This is a genomic window from Lysinibacillus composti, from assembly GCF_016908465.1.
Lineage (GTDB): Bacteria > Bacillota > Bacilli > Bacillales_A > Planococcaceae > Ureibacillus > Ureibacillus composti_A.
On record NZ_JAFBDY010000001.1, the window covers coordinates 102,187 to 119,768 of the forward strand.

Sequence of the window (17,582 nt, forward strand, 5' to 3'; positions counted from 1 at the left end):
ATGCTTAACAAAAGTGGTCAGACCACTTTTGTAATATGAAAATGAATAATAGCATTAGAATATCTTTCTTTGTTTTGAGGCTATTTTACTGCGAGGTAATCATGGAATCTAAACAGGAAAATAAAAAAGTATTTTTAGAGATTGTTAAGCAGTTAAGGGAATTAATTAAATCGGAACATATTCAACCAGGCGAAAAGTTACCTTCAGAACGAGTGCTATCCGAAAGGTTAAATGTAGGACGTTCCTCGGTACGTGAAGCATTAAGAAGTCTGGAATTATTAGGGCTTATTGAAACGAAGCATGGTGGAGGAACTTTTCTTGCCTCTATGCAACACCATCAATTAGTAGAAATATTAGCCTCTTTTATATTGCAATCAGATCAATCCATAGAAGAGGTGCATAAGACAAGACGAATGTATGAAAAAGAAGCCATTCGAATTATCTGTTCCGACAAAGACTTAAGAGCTTTACCTGTTTGGGAAAGTCTATTTTACAAAATAGAAGTAGGAAATGATGTTGTTCGAAATCATATTTTAAGAGAATTAATCATAGCATCAGGAAATCGTTTAGCCTTGAAAATATGGCTACAACTCGCTGCATATAGTGCTAAACCATTAAAAAAAATCACCACATCTAAAGAAAAATTAACTCTTCAAATGCTCTTGAAATCTATACAACTTGGATATGTAAAGGGAGCACTTGAAGCTTACGAAAATTGGATTGACTATTTACGAAGTGAAGAAAATTAGAAGTTTTTTCTTCGGTGACATGCGATGTATAAAAAAATGTATCAAGCTAGCTGAAATATTCTGTGTGCAAAGGTATTGGCCGTGCGACAGTATCAAATACGCTAAGACGAATTTGATTAATATTTATTTTTAGGGGGAAAAATTGTGGCAATTAGAAATTTATTAAACATAAATCGCAAAAAAACAAAAGGTGCCATTGTGAATCGAGATAAAGAAAATTCTTTCCCAGCAGATTTAATGACAAAGTGTCCAGAATGTAAAAAAATTCATCTAACAAAGGAACTAGAAAATAACTTAAAGGTTTGTCCTAACTGTGACCATCATATGAAAATGACATCTGCTGAAAGAATTGCTTGTTTCCTTGATGAAGATACTTTTGAATCATTAGATGATCATTTACAAACGGTGAACCCTTTAAAGTTCCCTTCATATGTCGAAAAAATTGAAGTAGATCAAATCAAGACAGGTTTAAATGAGGCAGTACTAACTGGAATCGGTAGTTTAAAAGGAGAACAAGTTGTAGTAGCTGTTATGGACTCTTTCTTCAGAATGGGTTCCATGGGGTCAGTAGTTGGTGAAAAAATAACAAGAGCTATTGAAAAAGCGACAGAGTACCAAGTGCCCTTCATTATCTTTACCGCAAGTGGTGGTGCCCGAATGCAAGAAGGAGTTCTTTCTTTAATGCAGATGGCTAAGACAAGCGTTGCATTAAAACGTCATAGTGAGCACGGACAATTATTTATTTCCGTTATGACTCATCCTACAACTGGTGGTGTTTCTGCAAGTTTTGCTTCATTAGGAGATTTAAATATTGCAGAACCAAAAAGTTTAATTGGGTTTGCAGGAAGACGAGTAATTGAACAAACTGTGCGTGAAAAATTACCAGAGGATTTCCAAACGGCAGAATTTTTACTAGAACATGGCCAATTAGATGCTATTTTCCATAGAAAAGAAATGCGTGAAAAAATCGCGACAATTGTTAAGCTTCATGGTAAAGGAGGAGTAAAAAATGTCTAAATCAATGACGTTTGAAGAACCGATTGTGAAGCTCCGCGAAAAAATTGCTGAGTTAAAAGAAATTGCTAACAATGCAGATGTTAATATGTCAGATGAAATCGAAACTTTAGAAAATAGACTACGTCAACTTGAGGAAAAAATTTATTCCAATATGGAGCCTTGGGATCGTGTGCAAGTAGCTAGACATCCAGAACGTCCAACTTCATTGGATTATATCCAAGAGTTATTTACTGATTTTATTGAATTACATGGTGATCGTTACTACGGTGATGATCATGCAATTATTGGTGGGATTGCCTTTTTTGATGATAAACCAATTACGGTAATTGGGCATCAGCGCGGAAAAACAACAAAGGAAAATATCCGACGCAACTTCGGTATGCCTCATCCGGAAGGGTATCGTAAAGCTTTACGTCTAATGAAACAGGCAGAAAAATTTGGACGTCCTATTCTTTGTTTTATAGATACAAAGGGAGCATATCCAGGGAAAGCTGCTGAAGAACGTGGCCAAAGTGAAGCCATTGCTAATAACCTTTTTGAAATGGCAGGTTTAAAAGTTCCAGTTATAAGTATTGTAATCGGTGAAGGTGGTAGTGGTGGAGCATTAGGGTTAGGCGTATCAAATCGCATCTATATGCTTGAAAACTCAACATACTCTGTTATTTCACCGGAGGGAGCAGCATCAATTTTATGGAAAGACGCTACTCTTGCCAAACAGGCTGCAGAAGCAATGAAAATTACTTCTTATGATTTAAAATCAATGGGAATTATTGATGGTATTATTCCGGAAATTGCTGGTGGTGCACATAAGGATATTAAAGCACAAGCTTTATCAATCAAAAAATGTATTACAGAATCATTTGAATCATTAACGTCATTAACAGAAAAAGAACTAATAGATGATCGTTATAACAAGTATAGAGCAATTGGTGAGTTTTTAGAGTTAGAAGTCTAATAATATAGATCAAACCGTCTCATTTCATAATGTAGACGGTTTTTTCGATTAATTTCTTTATAAGGCTTTGTGGTTTTAACTGCATTAGATTTGACATTTTATTTGTAAATAATTGATTATTAAAATTGGTTAAAAGCAATAACTTCATGACAAAAAATGAATCAATATTTTTTTGTTAAGATAATGTATTTACTTGTGTGTAATACTTACAATGACTGGTTATTCATGGTAATGTGAATAGTAGAGGATGGTACAGGAGGGTTAGACCGATGAAGAGAATTGCTGTATTAACAAGTGGAGGAGATTCACCGGGGATGAATGCTGCAGTTCGCGCAGTCGTTCGTAAGGCAAATTTCCATGGCGTCGAAGTTATGGGAATATTTCACGGCTATGAAGGATTTATTCATGGTAAAATGGAATTGCTGAATTTAGGCTCTGTTGGTGGCATTATCCAACGTGGTGGGACAAAACTATTTTCTTCTCGCTGTCCAGAATTTAAACAAAATGAATATCAACTTCAAGGGTTAGAAAAAATGAAAGAGGCTGGCGTTGAAGCTTTAGTTGTGATCGGGGGAGATGGTTCTTACCGAGGTGCAAAAGCATTAACTGAAAAAGGGTTTCCCTGTGTAGGCGTTCCTGGAACAATTGATAATGATATTCCTGGAACGGAGTATACAATTGGATTCGATACAGCCATCAATACAGTAATTGAGTCAATCGATAAAATCCGCGATACGGCAACATCCCATGAGAATTCTTTTGTTGTGGAAGTAATGGGAAGAAATGCAGGAGATATTGCACTATGGGCTGGACTTGCTGCAGGAGCAGAATCAGTTATTATTCCTGAAGAAGAGTATAATCTAGATGAAATTATTGCAAGAATGAAGCAAGGGGAAGCACGGGGTAAAAAGCATAGTATCATTATTGTTGCTGAAGGGGCTATATCAGCTAATGACCTAGCAAAATTGTTGAAAGAAAAAGCTGGAATTACGACGCGAGTATCTGTACTTGGTCATATTCAACGTGGAGGTTCTCCTACTGCGAGGGATCGTGTACTGGCAAGTCGATTAGGAGCTAAAGCTGTAGAAGTTCTGCTTGAAGGTAAAAGTGGACGTGCAGTTGGCATAAAAAATCATCAAATTTATGATTACGACTTGGATGACGTATTCAACAATAAACATAAGGCTGATGTTAGTTTATATACTTTATCAAAAGAACTTTCTATATAATTATGGAAAACGGAGAGAAAAATATGAGAAAAACAAAGATAGTTTGTACAATTGGACCTGCAAGTGAGTCACCAGAAATTCTAGCAGAACTAATAAAAGCTGGAATGAATGTAGCACGCTTAAATTTTTCACATGGATCACATGAAGAGCATGCAGTTCGGATTGCAACAATTCGTGATGTTGCAGAAAAGCTAAATAAAACAGTTGGAATTTTACTAGATACAAAAGGACCTGAAATTCGTACTCATACTATGGAAAATGGAGAATTACATCTTGTATCGGGACAAGTAATTGATATTTCCATGACAGAAGTTGTTGGAGATCAGAATAGTTTTTCTGTAACTTACAATCAATTAATTGATGATGTTGATCAAAACGATAAAATCTTATTAGATGATGGTTTAATTGAGCTTAGAGTACTTGCAAAAGACAACGAAAAAGGCTTAATTCATACGATTGTTGAAAACGCTGGCGTGTTAAAAAATAAAAAAGGTGTTAATGTACCGGGAGTATCCGTTAAGCTTCCAGGTATAACAGAAAAGGATGCACAGGATATCCTTTTTGGAATTGAACAAGGTGTTGATTTTATTGCAGCTTCTTTCGTTAGAACACCAAAAGATGTATTAGAGATTCGTGAACTTCTAGAACAAAATGGCGGTAGTCATATCCAAATAATCCCTAAAATTGAAAACCAAGAGGGTGTTGATAATATTGATGATATTATCGAAGTATCTGATGGTTTAATGGTTGCTCGAGGAGATTTAGGGGTTGAAATACCTGCTGAAGTAGTGCCATTAGTGCAAAAGCAATTAATTAAAAAATGTAATAGTGTGGGCAAACCTGTTATTACTGCAACGCAAATGCTAGATTCTATGCAACGAAATCCACGTCCTACTCGTGCGGAAGCAAGTGACGTCGCAAACGCAATTTTTGATGGGACAGATGCTATTATGCTTTCTGGGGAGACAGCAGCTGGTCTTTATCCAATAGAATCAGTACGCACGATGAACAACATTGCAGAGTACACTGAAAACTCATTAGATTATCGTTCTATTGTTGCAAAACGTAGTAAAGAAAAAGGAACTACAATGACTGAGGCGCTTTCACAAGCTGTTGCCTATACCTCTATTAATTTAGGAGTAAAAGCTGTCTTAGCTCCAACATCGAGTGGAACAACAGCAAAAATGATTGCTAAATATCGACCTGGTGTACCAATTATTGCTATTACTGATTCTATATCAACTGCACAAAAGTTAACACTTGTTTGGGGTGTTACTCCAATTGTGACACATCACGTTAAAACAACTGATGAAATCTTAGAATTAGCCGTTGATGAATCATTAAAATACCAGTACGTGGATCACGGAGATGTTGTTATTATAACTGCTGGTGTTCCAGTCGGAGAAGCAGGTACAACCAACTTAATGAAAGTCCATGTAATCGGTGATCTATTAGCAAAAGGTCAAGGGGTTGGTAAATTATCAGTTGTTGCAAATGCAGTCGTTGTCAAAAACGCTGAAGAAGCTGCAGCATATGATACAGAAGGGTGCATTTTAGTAACTGTAGGAACAGATCGAGAAATGATGCCAGTCATTGAGAAATGTGCTGGGATTATCACCGAAGAGGGTGGACTAACGAGCCATGCCGCTGTTGTTGGATTAAGTTTAGGAATTCCGGTTATTGTAGGAGTTAAAGAAGCAACAACATTAATTCGTCACGGTCAAGAAATTACAATGGATGCCGAAACTGGTGTAATATATAAAGGTCATGCAAGTGTACTTTAATTAACATGTTTATCTTTATTAATAGAAAATAGGTATTAATAAAAAGAATTCGCGATTCTTCGCCAGGAAAGAGAGCCAAACGAGAACCATGGCTTGTAGAAAGTGAAAGAAGTTACGGCTACGGCAACTTCTTGTCCAACTACAGGGCTTGTATTTTCTCGTTGCAACACATAACGGTTGCTAAACTTGGCTTGTTGTTTCCTTGGGAGAACTACGCAAATTCTTTTTATTTTTTTGTTTGTTTTCTGAAAAAAGCGATTTTATTGTTAGCACTTAATATGATTACGAAACTTTTCACCTAACTTTTCGTATGAATAAAGTAATGAATAGGAGGGACACTACTTGAGAAAGATCATTGTTAGTTTAGTGGCTGTAATTTTAGCAGAGATCGCTACTTTTATCATTGTAGGTAATTGGCTGGGTGTTGTTAATACTTTGCTATTAATACTATTAACAAGCATTGTTGGAATTTACGTTGCAAAAAAACAAGGAGTTCAATCTTTTCAAAATATGAATCAAAGTATTGCAAACGGTAATCCACCAGGTGTAGCGATGATTGATACGTTTCTGGTTTTCCTTGGAGGAGTTCTATTATTATTTCCAGGTTTCCTTACAGATCTTTTAGGGTTTTCTTTGCTATTTCCGATTACACGTAAATGGTTTAAACCAGTTATATATAATTGGATCCGTAACAGGATGAAAAATGATCAAGTCATTATTATCAATAAGTAGACTTCTGCTTTAGCTTGACAACGATTAATATTAAAAATGGACTGAGGATAATTCCATAAATCCCAAATAGTAAGATTGAAGCTGCGCTTATAAAGAAAGTATGGACAGTGCGAATATGGAATGTCGATGCCCACAGCATAGACTCAACAATTTGTCGGGTAATTAGTATAAATATATATAATATTATGATTGATACACTGATAAAACTTTCTCCGACTGCAAAAAAGTAAATGGAAATCGGAATCAAAAACAAACCAATTCCAAAGAATGGGAGACTATCAGCTAATGAAATGAGAAAAGCTTTATTAATTGGATGTTCGAATTGTAGTAATGCTAGTCCACAACTTAGTATAAAAAATGTGATAATAAATAATTGAAATTCCACAAAAATAAAATAACTTAATAAACTAGTCCCTTTCGTGAAGTAATTTTTCCATTCCTGACGATATTTCTTTGGCACATAGATGAAAAACCAGTATCGATTCTTTTTTGACTCAAATAATGAAAAGTAAAATGCAACGATAAATATAAACATTTCTATTAAATATTGAATAACATCTTGTAGAAAGTTTCCAATGCCCATTATTGCTGAATCAATTAAAGAAATTGATTTATTAAAAATAGAATCAAATACAATTAAATTACTATGATTAATAACTTGTTGTAACTCTTTTACTTGTTCTGTTATTTCCGGGTAAATTGAAATTATGCTTTGAAGAGTTATATAAAAAAATGAATAAGTGATAAGGAAAATTAATATAGATATGGTAATGGCACTTAATATGTATGGTAGTTTTAATCGCTTATGACAAAAGTCCACCACTGGAAATAACAGATATGCAAAAAATATTGCTAAAGAGATTGGTAAAACCATCCATAAAATCAAAAAGTATAATGTTAATACCAAATACTTCGTCAGACTTTTGAATGAGAATTCGCCAATTTTATTAGTTTTCAAATTATTCACCTCTATTTTTGATATTTTCACTCTCGTTCATATCTAATAATTCTCTTTTGGGCGGATTTTTTATTTTAAAATCAAGATTTTTGTTATTTCTAGTAATTTCATTCACAAAGCCGTCAAAATTGATTATAATAACAAATGTAAGCGATTAACTTATAGGTTTATATGAGCAAACATTCTAAGTGTCTGAGAAAAAAAGAAAGCACTTACAAACGAAAAAAATTAAGAGGGAGCGATTTTTATGACAGCAACTCGCGGTTTAGAAGGTATTGTAGCGGCAGAGTCGAAAATTAGTTCAATCATCGATGACACACTTACATATGTAGGGTATAACATTGACGATTTAGCAGATAACGCTTCATTTGAAGAAGTAATCTATCTTTTATGGCATACTCGTCTACCAAAAGCAGATGAATTAGCTGAATTAAAGCAACAACTTGCTGAAAATGCTGAAATTCCACAAGCTATTATTGATCAATTTAAGGCTTATCCATTAAATACAGTGCATCCAATGGCTGCATTACGTTCAGCAGTATCATTATTAGGGGTATTTGATGATGAAGCTGACGAAATGACACCAGAAGCAAACTATCGTAAAGCAATTCGCTTACAAGCGAAAATCTCTACGATTGTTACTGCGTTCTCTCGTATCCGTAAAGGATTAGAACCAGTTGCACCAAAACCTGAATTAGGATATGCTGCAAACTTCTTATATATGTTACATGGAAAAGATCCACAACCAATCGAAATTGAAGCTTTCAATAAAGCATTAGTACTTCATGCTGACCATGAATTAAATGCTTCAACATTCACAGCGCGTGTTTGTGTAGCTACACTTTCTGATGTGTATTCTGGTATTACAGCTGCAATTGGCGCATTAAAAGGACCACTTCATGGTGGTGCAAATGAGCAAGTTATGAAAATGTTATCTGAAGTTGGTTCAATTGAGAACGTTGAATCATATGTTCAAAACAAATTAGATAACAAAGAAAAAATTATGGGATTCGGTCACCGTGTATATCGTAAAGGAGACCCACGTGCAAAACACTTACGTGTAATGTCTGAAAAACTTACAGCATTAACAGGTAAACCAGAACTTTACGAAATGTCTGTGAAAATTCATGACATGGTAGTAGGACAAAAAAATCTACCTGCGAACGTAGACTTCTTCTCTGCTTCAGTTTATGATTCACTAGGCATTGAACATGATTTATTCACACCGATTTTTGCAGTTTCGCGTACATCTGGTTGGTTAGCACATATTTTAGAGCAATATGCAAATAACCGTCTGATTCGTCCACGTGCAGAATACGTTGGACCTGGTATGCAAAAATATGTCCCAGTTGATGAACGATAATTTATAAAATATGTTAAAATTGTCTGGGACTGTGTTTAAATAATGTTCATCCGGCTAAAATGCTAGCTGAACATTATAATACACAGTCCTAGGCTTGTGAATATAGGAGGCAACATTCATGACTAACGGTAAAATTGTAGTAGAAAACGGCGTATTAAACGTACCAAACAATCCAGTTATTCCTTTCATTGAAGGTGACGGAATTGGTCCAGATATCTGGGCAGCAGCATCTCGTGTAATTGATGCAGCAGTAGAAAAAGCATATAATGGCGAAAAGAAAATCGAATGGTTAGAAGTTCTTGCAGGTGAAAAAGCATTCAACCAAACAGGTGAATGGTTACCACAAGAAACTTTAGATAAAATCAATGAATACTTAATCGCAATTAAAGGACCTCTTACTACTCCAATCGGTGGCGGAATTCGTTCTTTAAACGTAGCATTACGTCAACAACTTGACTTATATGTTTGCTTACGTCCAGTACGTCACTTCGACGGTGTACCATCTCCAGTTAAACGTCCTGAAGATGTAGATATGGTTATTTTCCGTGAAAACACTGAAGATATCTATGCTGGTATTGAATACGAAGCAGAATCTGCAGATGCTAAAAAAATCATCAACTTCTTACAAACTGAAATGGGTGTTAATAAAATCCGTTTCCCAGAAACTTCAGGTATCGGTATTAAACCAGTATCAAAAGAAGGTACAGAACGTTTAGTACGTTCAGCTATCGAATATGCAATCAAACATAATCGTCCATCTGTTACTTTAGTACACAAAGGTAACATCATGAAATTCACAGAAGGTGGATTCAAAAAATGGGGTTATGAACTAGCTGAAAGAGAATTCGGTGATCAAACATTCACTTGGGAACAATACGATCGCATTAAAGCAGAACAAGGCGTAGAAGTTGCAAATAAAGCACAAGCTGATGCTGAAGCTGCTGGTAAAGTTATCGTAAAAGATTCTATCGCTGATATCTTCTTACAACAAATTTTAACTCGTCCAAGAGAGTTCGACGTAGTAGCTACAATGAACTTAAACGGTGACTACATTTCTGATGCACTAGCTGCACAAGTTGGTGGTATTGGTATCGCTCCAGGAGCTAACATCAACTACGTAACTGGACATGCTATTTTCGAAGCAACTCACGGAACAGCTCCAAAATATGCTGGTCTTGACAAAGTTAACCCATCTTCAGTACTTCTTTCAGGTGTATTAATGCTTGAACACTTAGGATGGCAAGAAGCTGCAGATTTAATTACTAAATCTGTAGAACAAACAATCTCTTCTAAAGTAGTAACTTATGACTTCGCTCGTTTAATGGAAGGTGCTACAGAAGTTGCATGTTCTGAATTTGCTAATGAATTAATCAAAAACCTTTAATTTACAATATAATTATTTATATTGATTGAAATTATTAGTTTTGAGTGCTAAATATTTGATTTTAGTGAATGAAAGTAACAAAATATAATTGATTAAAAGGGGAAGTGCTTTATGCATCTTCCTCTTTAAATTTCTCTTCATTCTTACAACCTAAATCAAAGGAGCGTACTCAAATGACAAATTTGAAACGTAAAAAAATCTCTGTAATTGGTGCTGGTTTTACGGGTGCTACTGCAGCATTTTTAGCAGCACAAAAAGAACTTGGAGACGTCGTGTTAGTAGACATTCCGCAAGCTGAAAACCCTACAAAAGGGAAAGCTCTTGACATGTGGGAAGCTGCTCCAGTACAAGGCTTTGATTCTCATGTAAGAGGTACTTCGAATTATGAAGACACTGCTGATTCTGATCTAGTCATTATTACTGCTGGCGTTGCTCGAAAACCTGGGATGAGCCGAGATGATTTAGTTCAAATAAATCAAAAAGTAATGAAGTCAGTGGCATCTGAAATTTCTAAGTATTCGCCAAATTCAATCATCCTAGTTTTAACCAACCCGGTGGATGCCATGTCTTATACAGTTTTCAAAGAAACGGGCTTTCCAAAAAACAGGGTAATAGGTCAATCAGGTGTACTTGATACAGCTCGTTTTTGTGCATTCGTTGCTGAAGAATTAAACATTTCAGTTAAAGATATTAAAGGTTTTGTATTAGGGGGACATGGCGATACAATGGTTCCACTTACTCGTTATTCCTATGCGGGTGGTATTCCATTGGAGACTTTAATTCCTTCTGAACGATTAGAAGAAATTGTTCAACGCACACGTGTTGGCGGTGGAGAGATTGTAAACCTATTAGGTAATGGATCCGCTTACTACGCTCCTGCTGCTGCGTTAGTCGAAATGGCAGAGGCTATTATTAAAGATCAAAAACGTGTATTACCTTCAATTGCCTATTTAGAAGGTGAGTATGGTTACGAAGGCATCTATTTAGGGGTTCCAACATTACTAGGTGCAAACGGTATTGAAAAAATCTTTGAACTAGAATTAACTAATGACGAAAAAGCTGCTCTAGATCAATCAGCTGAAGCTGTGCGGTCGGTAATGGGAGTACTAGAATAATCCGCTTAAGAACGAGCAGGGACAACCTTGCTCGATTTTTTTGTTTTTGTTACTTGAAGAGTTCCAACTAAATGTTTTTGGGTGTGACTATACTTCTTCGAATTGATCATGTTGATAATCCACTAAGATGTGTGTTTAAACCGAGACTTCTCAGAAGAATGGGTCCCCCTTTTCTTTATTGTTATTTTCAGAAAAAATTGTTACTATAAAGTTAATCTAACAATAAAGGGGTTGCTCAATTGTTGTTACGAAAGGGTACTAAAATTGGTAAAAAGATAGATGAGCTTTCTGTTGGTGAAAGGTTAAACTTAACTGAAAAGATTGAAGATAAAGATTTGCTATTATATTTAGGACTCACAAATGATAGTAATCCATTATTTATTCAACATGATTACGCAGCAGAAACTTCATTCAAGAAACCAATTGTACCAGTAATCATGCTTAATGGCATTATTACTTCTGCTATTTCCAAACATTTACCGGGTCCAGGTTCATATATACTAGAGCAAAATATATCTTATTTATTGCCGGTGTATCATTATGAAACAATTGAAGTATTACTTGAAGTTCAGCAAATAAATACCGTTGAAAATATTGTGGATGTCTTTGTCACAGCACTTAACGAAGAAAAACAGCAAATAATTGAGGGCGTCTTTAAAGTAATGCCTCCAGTGTAATATTTTTCCTTTACTAGGTTTGAAATGGGGGTTTCAAATCAATATTTGGAGGATTCTTTTATGGAAAAAACAATACTAGTCGTAGAAGACGAATTTTCAATCGCAACGTTGTTAAAGTATAACCTTGAACGAGCAGGCTTTGAAGTATTGCTAGCTCATGACGGAAAAGTTGGGTTTGAAATGGCAATCGAAAAAACACCAGACTTAATCATTCTAGATTTAATGTTACCAACGATGGATGGAATGGAAGTATGTAAAGAATTACGAAGCCTAAAGAAAAACATTCCAATTATCATGCTGACTGCTCGTGATGACGAATTCGATAAAGTATTAGGTTTAGAACTTGGAGCAGATGACTATATGACAAAGCCCTTTAGTCCTCGGGAAGTTATTGCTCGAGTAAAGGCAGTGTTAAGACGTTTTACTTCAGTTACAATTCCGGAAGAGGAAGAGACGGGAAAAAATTTTTATCTTTACGATAATCTACAGGTATTCCCAGAACGCTTTGAAGCTTTCTTAGACAATATACCACTTGAGTTTACTCCTAAAGAGTTTGAACTGCTTGTGTATTTACTAGAAAATAAAAATCGTGTTTTGACTCGAGACCAATTATTAAGTGCAGTTTGGAATTATGATTTTGCAGGTGATACTCGAATCGTAGATGTACACATAAGCCATTTGCGAGATAAAATAGAAGAAAATACTCGTAAACCGAAGTTTATTAAAACAATACGTGGAATAGGCTATAAATTTGAGGAGCCGAAAAACATATGAAAACCTTCAGTAATCGATTTTTTCTATTCTTCATATTGTTAACAGGTTCGATTTTAGCTGTCCTTGGCATGGTCTTAGGTCAGCTTTTTCCATTCTATTTGGAAAAGTACTTAGAACTTGGTGGGTTTCATTTAAGTAAAAATGAAATTGACTATTACAATGCACAATTTATTATTGCATTATCTTTTTTATTGATTGTTAGTTTTCTTTTAATTAGTTTCGTTGCCTATAAACTATTTCGAAATTTACTTGACCCAATTGATAATGTTACCCAAACTGCTCGTGAACTTACAAAAGGAAATTATCGAGCTAGAGCATATGCAAATGGACCACTTTCAATTGTTGAGTTAAGAAATTCCATTAATATCTTGGCGCGAAATCTACAAGAGATGGTAAAAATGCGTGAAATCGAAGAAGAACGATTAAAAACACTAATAGAAAATATGGGTAGTGCACTCATTATGATTGACCGTGAAGGAAATGTGTCCATAGTAAATGGTAAATTTTTAGATGAATTTGAGTTAACATTAGAGGAAGTTCGAGGGAAAAGTTTTTTAACTTTAGGGCTACCGGAAGAAATTGAAAAGTTTATTGATCATGTATTTTTAACTGAACTTCCCTATAGAAAACAAATAGAGGTTGTCGTCGATCAAGAAATCTTTTATAAGCAAATCTATGGTGCACCAGTAGTAGGAGAGCATGGTAGATGGCTTGGTGTCGTAATTGTCATGCATGATATCTCTGAACTTGTTCGTCTGGAGCAAGTAAGGAAGGACTTCGTTGCAAACGTATCACATGAGTTGCGTACGCCTATTACATCTATTAAAGGATTTTCTGAGACATTGTTAGATGGTGCCTTTAAGGATGAAAAGATGTTGCTTTCATTTTTAGATATTATTTACCAAGAAAGTAATCGTCTACAAATGCTAATTCAAGACTTACTTGAGTTATCAAAAATCGAAAGACAGGGATATACAATTTCATTTAGTCCTACAAGCTTACAGGAAGTACTGATTCGTGCAGTAGAACTGACAAGCCCAAGGATGGATGAAAAGAATATGCAATTTGCTGTAGATATCAAAAGAGATGTAATGGTTAATGGTGATGCTAATCGGTTAATGCAAATTTTCACCAACCTAATCACGAATGCCATTACGTATTCACCGGAGGATACGACGATTACATTACGAATTAAATACACCGATGAATATGGAATTGTTGAAGTACAAGATCAGGGAATTGGAATAGAAAAAACTGAAATCGCACGTATTTTTGAACGATTCTATCGCGTTGATAAGGCTCGAAGTCGTAACTCTGGTGGGACAGGTCTGGGTCTGGCTATTGTGAAGCATTTAGTAGAGGCTCATCATGGGAAAATTTATGTAGAAAGTACTGTTGGAAAGGGTAGCTGTATGAAAGTATTTATCCCTATTCACAAGTTGTAAACTTAACAATACATTAACATAACTGTGATACTAACTTCATATTTTCCGAATATAGTAGTTAATAGAAACCCCCCTGTTTCAGATTTAATAATTAGCATAGTGCATAGACATTTAGTCTAAGATAGCGAACGATATTCAGTTCGCTATTTTTTTTTGACACCGCATAACAAAAGTGTCTTATCAGCTTAACAAGAATGTGTCATGAGTTTTATAAAGCTTCCATTCTAATGATTACTAAAGATGGATTTTTTGAAACCTTTTCGTATTTGTTACGTAGATAAGCATAAGATTACAAAAGTTTTACAAAAAGTTTGATAGGGGGAACAATATGAGTGTTAAACGAACTTTAACTATTACTGGATTAGGGATCCTAGCTATTATTTTACTTATATCGGTATTTTCAACTTGGTACACAGTAGATGAATCAGAACAGGCGGTTGTGATCACCTTTGGTCGAGCAGATGAGACGATCACTGATGCTGGGTTGCACTTCAAATTACCTTGGCCTGTTCAAAAGGTGGAAGTATTGTCGAAAGAAACGTTTAGTTTACAGTTTGGATATGAACAAACTGAAGACGGAGAACTGATTGCATATGATGATGAAACAAAGATGATTACTGGAGATGAAAACATTGTTTTAACAGATTTAGTTGTACAATGGAAGATTACAGAACCTGAAAAATATTTATTTAACGCACAAAATCCAAAGGAAATACTACATAATGCCACATCGAGTGCTATTCGTTCGATTATTGGTAGTTCTACTATTGACGAAGCCTTGACAGATGGAAAAGCAGAAATTGAAGCAAGTACAAGAGATCTACTTGTCACTTTAGTTGATAAGTATGATATTGGGGTCAGTATCCTAGGAGTAAAACTTCAAGATGTTGAATTACCAAACCAAGAAGTTCGTGCTGCTTTTACTGCAGTGACAGATGCAAGAGAAACTAAAAATACAAAGACAAATGAAGCAAGAAAATATGAAAACAAACAATTGAGTGAAGCTCAAGGGGAAAAAGATGCGATTATTTCAAGGGCAGAAGGGGAAAAAGTTTCCCGTATCCAAAAGGCTCAAGGGGAGGTTGAAGTATTCAATAAATTATACGAACAGTATCGTGGTAACAAAGAAATTACACGTCAACGATTAATTTTAGAAACACTTGAGAATGTCTTGCCGAATGCACAAATCTATATCATGAACGATGATGGTGAAACATTAAAGTATTTACCGCTACAGCCAACAGTAAATTCAGCACCAAAGACAGCTGAAGAGAATTCTACTGAAGGGAGTGCTAAGCAATGAGTAACAACAATAATAACCAATTTGACGGTGATTTAGAGAAATTTGTCCGTGGACTTTTTGGTGAGAAGAAGCCAAAAAAGAATAAAATATCTAACATTCAAGATGTGAAGATTGAGAAAGGGAAAAAACCCGTTAATCTTCGCCAATGGGGAAAATCAGCAATTCTTTTAACAGCAATTTTTGCAGTACTGATTATTATTGTTGCAAATATTTATGTTGTGAAAGAGAACGAATATAAAGTCGTACGGCAATTTGGTGAAGTCGTAAGATACGAAAAAGAACCAGGACTACATTTCAAAATTCCTTTTATTCAAAGTGTAACAACTTTACCTAAAAATTTAATGACTTATGACATGACAGAAGAAGAAATTAATACATTAGATAAAAAACGTATTATCATTGATAACTATGCAGTTTGGCACGTAACTGATCCTAAAGCTTTAATTTCAAACGCTCGATCATTAGTAAATGCGGAATCCCGAATGGAGGAATTTATTTACTCCGTTATTCGTACTGAGCTTGGTCAATTAAATTATGATGACATCATTAATGATGAAAATTCCTCACGTGGTAGTATTAATGACCAAGTAACGCAAAAAGTAAATGAGTTATTAACAAAAGATAACTATGGGATTGAAGTGGTAGACGTGCGTATTCGTCGAACTGATTTACCAGAAGAAAATGAGCAATCTGTCTATACTCGTATGATTTCAGAGCGTGAATCGATTGCTCAAAAGTATTTATCTGAAGGAGATGCAGAAAAGCGTAGAATAGAAGCACAAACGGATCGACAAGTAAAAGAGTTACTTGCTACTGCAGATAAAGAAGCATCTTTAATTATTGCTGCTGGAGAGTCCGAAGCAGCTAAGGTTTATAATAGAGCATTTTCGAAAGACCCTGAATTTTATGAGTTATACAGAACACTTGAATCTTATAAGAAAACGATCGGTGATGATACTGTCATTATTTTACCTTCCGATTCACCATACGCACAAATTTTATCCGGTTCTTTGGACTAAATTAAAGCTACAGTAAAGTAAATTAATAATCGATTCATTGTTAAGAGGCCGGGACATAAGTAGAATTATTAAGGAAAGCCACTATTATTTTTAGTAAGATATTGATATTTTACAGTTTGAGAGCAATAACTGTTAGCCATTCTCCGAAAAACTGCGGCCTACCACTGTAAGCCGCGCCAGTTTTCGGAAGGTTTAGAAGGACAAATTTTATGTGAGCGGACCTTTCACAAAGCACAAAGACAAGTCGTAAAGACACGTACTACGTGGCTTTGCGGCTTGTGTGGGGAGCGAAAGCGCCACGTCCTGTGGCATCGCTCCCATGACCAACGTCGTGTTGGCCTCTTAGTCCGCTCTCACCGGATACTTAATAGGATTCATTATTAGAATTAACAGCAAAAAAACATCAGTTTCTCATTTTGAGAAACTGATGTTTTTTGGATTTGTCCCAGTCTCTTTATTTTTATTTACGAAAATTCTCTTATTACTCTGTCAATAACAATATTTACTACTTTATATTAATATAATTCTTGTTATAATAAATAGGCAGTGTTTATTCTATTAATCTAAAAAGAGAGGGATGGTTGTTGATGCAAAATTTGAATAAATGTATCCAAAATTTACTATTAGCGTTTGTTATGTCTTGTTCGATGACTGCTTTATATAGTCCAACACCATACTCTTGGATGAAAGTGGAAATCTTCAATATTCCAGTAATGTTTATTATATTATTCCCTTTAACACTACTAATTTCAGAAAATGTAAGAAGCAGCTTTAAAAAAGTGCTTAAGTTCCAAGAGAGAAAAGACCAACGACCAATGTGGCAAGTTGGAATAGGAATGATTTTTTTCTTTGCCCAAGTAGGTGCGATTGAAGTATTTTTCAGATCGCTGATGTCGTATAATCTTGGTGGAATGCCTCTATATTTAGTTTTTGCATTCATTAATGCATTCCTACTCACTGTTATTTATGAAGAAATTTTTTATAAAAACCTATCTAAAAATACAATCAAATCCAAATAAATGAAAATAATAACACGTATTTGTCGTTTTACGATGAATACGTGTTTTATAATGGAATT

General features: G+C 35.1%; 16 protein-coding genes. 15 read left to right on the top strand and 1 reads right to left on the bottom strand.

Annotation, left to right across the window (positions count from 1 at the left end; genetic code table 11):
- Positions 1-101 precede the first annotated feature (101 nt).
- The 6 genes from JOD29_RS00455 to JOD29_RS00480 all read left to right on the top strand — a co-directional run bounded on the left by JOD29_RS00455 (position 102) and on the right by JOD29_RS00480 (position 6,466).
- Entirely contained in the window at positions 102-749 is a 648-nt protein-coding gene (locus JOD29_RS00455; RefSeq protein ID WP_124762473.1) for a FadR/GntR family transcriptional regulator, read from the top strand.
- Positions 750-893: 144 nt separating this feature from the next.
- Positions 894-1,766 carry an acetyl-CoA carboxylase, carboxyltransferase subunit beta gene (gene accD / locus JOD29_RS00460; protein WP_124762471.1) on the top strand — a complete coding sequence of 291 codons (873 nt, stop codon included), beginning with the start codon at positions 894-896 and terminating at the stop codon, positions 1,764-1,766.
- A complete protein-coding gene (locus JOD29_RS00465; RefSeq protein WP_124762469.1) occupies positions 1,759-2,721 on the top strand; it encodes an acetyl-CoA carboxylase carboxyltransferase subunit alpha in 963 nt (320 codons plus the stop codon). Before accD ends, JOD29_RS00465 begins: the two co-directional genes overlap by 8 nt.
- A 269-nt stretch (positions 2,722-2,990) precedes the next feature.
- Positions 2,991-3,950: a 6-phosphofructokinase gene (pfkA, locus tag JOD29_RS00470; protein WP_124762467.1), complete on the top strand. Its 960-nt coding sequence runs from the start codon at positions 2,991-2,993 to the stop codon at positions 3,948-3,950.
- A 23-nt stretch (positions 3,951-3,973) separates the two neighbouring features.
- Positions 3,974-5,734 carry a pyruvate kinase gene (gene pyk / locus JOD29_RS00475; RefSeq protein WP_124762465.1) on the top strand — a complete coding sequence of 587 codons (1,761 nt, stop codon included), beginning with the start codon at positions 3,974-3,976 and terminating at the stop codon, positions 5,732-5,734.
- Positions 5,735-6,076: 342 nt separating this feature from the next.
- Positions 6,077-6,466 carry an FxsA family protein gene (locus tag JOD29_RS00480; RefSeq protein WP_124762463.1) on the top strand — a complete coding sequence of 130 codons (390 nt, stop codon included), beginning with the start codon at positions 6,077-6,079 and terminating at the stop codon, positions 6,464-6,466.
- Here JOD29_RS00480 and JOD29_RS00485 read toward each other — a convergent pair.
- Positions 6,456-7,433: an AI-2E family transporter gene (locus tag JOD29_RS00485; RefSeq protein ID WP_420844538.1), complete on the bottom strand. Its 978-nt coding sequence runs from the start codon at positions 7,431-7,433 to the stop codon at positions 6,456-6,458. The two genes, JOD29_RS00480 and JOD29_RS00485, sit on opposite strands and share 11 nt — an antisense overlap.
- Before the next feature lie 238 nt (positions 7,434-7,671).
- Here JOD29_RS00485 and citZ point away from each other — a divergent pair, with 238 nt between their 5' ends.
- From citZ to JOD29_RS00530, 9 genes are all read left to right on the top strand, one after another.
- Complete coding sequence (citZ, locus tag JOD29_RS00490) at positions 7,672-8,787, top strand: citrate synthase (protein WP_124762459.1); 1,116 nt, start codon at positions 7,672-7,674, stop codon at positions 8,785-8,787.
- Positions 8,788-8,905: 118 nt separating this feature from the next.
- The gene (gene icd, locus JOD29_RS00495) at positions 8,906-10,171 is read left to right on the top strand and encodes an NADP-dependent isocitrate dehydrogenase (RefSeq protein WP_124762457.1); all 1,266 of its coding nucleotides are present in this window, start codon (positions 8,906-8,908) and stop codon (positions 10,169-10,171) included.
- 173 nt (positions 10,172-10,344) lie between these two features.
- On the top strand, positions 10,345-11,286 hold the full coding sequence (gene mdh, locus JOD29_RS00500) for a malate dehydrogenase (RefSeq protein WP_124762455.1): 942 nt from the start codon (positions 10,345-10,347) through the stop codon (positions 11,284-11,286).
- A 239-nt stretch (positions 11,287-11,525) separates the two neighbouring features.
- Positions 11,526-11,963, top strand: a complete 438-nt coding sequence (locus tag JOD29_RS00505; protein WP_124762453.1) for a MaoC/PaaZ C-terminal domain-containing protein — start codon at positions 11,526-11,528, stop codon at positions 11,961-11,963.
- 60 nt (positions 11,964-12,023) lie between these two features.
- Complete coding sequence (locus JOD29_RS00510; RefSeq protein ID WP_124762451.1) at positions 12,024-12,737, top strand: response regulator transcription factor; 714 nt, start codon at positions 12,024-12,026, stop codon at positions 12,735-12,737.
- The gene (pnpS, locus tag JOD29_RS00515) at positions 12,734-14,182 is read left to right on the top strand and encodes a two-component system histidine kinase PnpS (RefSeq protein ID WP_124762449.1); all 1,449 of its coding nucleotides are present in this window, start codon (positions 12,734-12,736) and stop codon (positions 14,180-14,182) included. The genes JOD29_RS00510 and pnpS overlap by 4 nt, the downstream gene beginning before the upstream one ends.
- A gap of 328 nt (positions 14,183-14,510) precedes the next feature.
- Positions 14,511-15,485, top strand: a complete 975-nt coding sequence (hflK, locus tag JOD29_RS00520; RefSeq protein ID WP_124762447.1) for an FtsH protease activity modulator HflK — start codon at positions 14,511-14,513, stop codon at positions 15,483-15,485.
- Positions 15,482-16,504, top strand: coding sequence for a protease modulator HflC (gene hflC / locus JOD29_RS00525; protein ID WP_124762445.1), 1,023 nt, complete (start codon positions 15,482-15,484; stop codon positions 16,502-16,504). The genes hflK and hflC overlap by 4 nt, the downstream gene beginning before the upstream one ends.
- A gap of 587 nt (positions 16,505-17,091) precedes the next feature.
- Positions 17,092-17,523 (top strand): DNA polymerase I, encoded by a 432-nt coding sequence (locus tag JOD29_RS00530; RefSeq protein WP_124762443.1) that lies wholly within the window; start codon positions 17,092-17,094, stop codon positions 17,521-17,523.
- Positions 17,524-17,582: the final 59 nt, after the last annotated feature.